This is a genomic window from Kluyvera sp. Awk 3 (assembly GCF_028069715.1).
Lineage (GTDB): Bacteria > Pseudomonadota > Gammaproteobacteria > Enterobacterales > Enterobacteriaceae > Kluyvera > Kluyvera georgiana_A.
In genome coordinates, this window is the sequence record NZ_JANEWH010000295.1 from 1 (window position 1) to 884 (window position 884).

Sequence of the window (884 nt, forward strand, 5' to 3'; positions counted from 1 at the left end):
TAATAAAACTTAACAATCGGTATTACTAAAAACCGCCCGAAGGCGGTATCGATGTATTATGCCTCAGACTCCAGCGCATCCTGGATAGCGTCAGCCAGTGTCGCTACTTCTTGAGAGACATTACGCAAGTCCATCTGTGAACGAATCCCGGAGTTGGCCGTCGTGGCGGAAACCGCGGCTTTTGCTATCTCCAGCGCCGCCTGAACGGCCAGCAAACGCTTCCTGTTTTCAACCACATCAGCGCCGGTTGCGCCATCCAGATCAAAGTACCCTTCTAACATTGTTCTCTCCTTTTAGTTTCTGTCTTAGTGTAGGGGGATAGCCCGGTACACGCCATCAAAATCGGCGTGACCACGCAACACCTGGTAACAATTGAAACACTACTCCATTTCATTCGTAGCCCCTAAAATGTCCGTGGTTAATTATTCGATTTCTAATTGATTAATGGTTTAAACTAACCGCCATCACAACACACACAAAATAATAAGTAACATGAATGTTATAAAAGGCATGTATAGAGGACAGAAATGGAATTTAGTGAAATGCTCTGCGACTTATTTGAGCAGGTCAGATGTAAGTCAGATTTTCTGCAATTTTTAACAGAGTTAAAACAAAACAACATCTCGTATTACATTTATTTCGTCGCCACCGGCAATGTCAAAATTGTAACAACAACTGATTCCTATGTGGCCATGAAGAGTCACCGCAGCTTAATTAAGGTAAGCGCTGGTGGCAGTAGCTGTTTGACAAAAATTGCCGCCCGACGCCATTTCACTGGCCTCACTCATTTCGATCAATACTGTCGCGAGTTAGCCAGAGCGGGCGTATTTAAATGGGTCGTCGACGTTGAAGAAGTGAGTCGTTATTACTGGTCTAAAGATAAT

Annotated in this window: 2 protein-coding genes; one reads left to right on the plus strand and one right to left on the minus strand. The window is 44.2% G+C overall.

Annotation, left to right across the window (positions count from 1 at the left end):
- Positions 1 to 56 precede the first annotated feature (56 nt).
- Positions 57 to 281, minus strand: a complete 225-nt coding sequence (locus tag NNN71_RS24735; protein ID WP_064546296.1) for a hypothetical protein — start codon at positions 279 to 281, stop codon at positions 57 to 59.
- A gap of 246 nt (positions 282 to 527) precedes the next feature.
- Here NNN71_RS24735 and NNN71_RS24740 point away from each other — a divergent pair.
- Positions 528 to 884, plus strand: a 357-nt coding sequence (locus NNN71_RS24740) for a DUF1398 family protein (RefSeq protein ID WP_271459597.1), incomplete at its 3' end; no start/stop codon positions are given.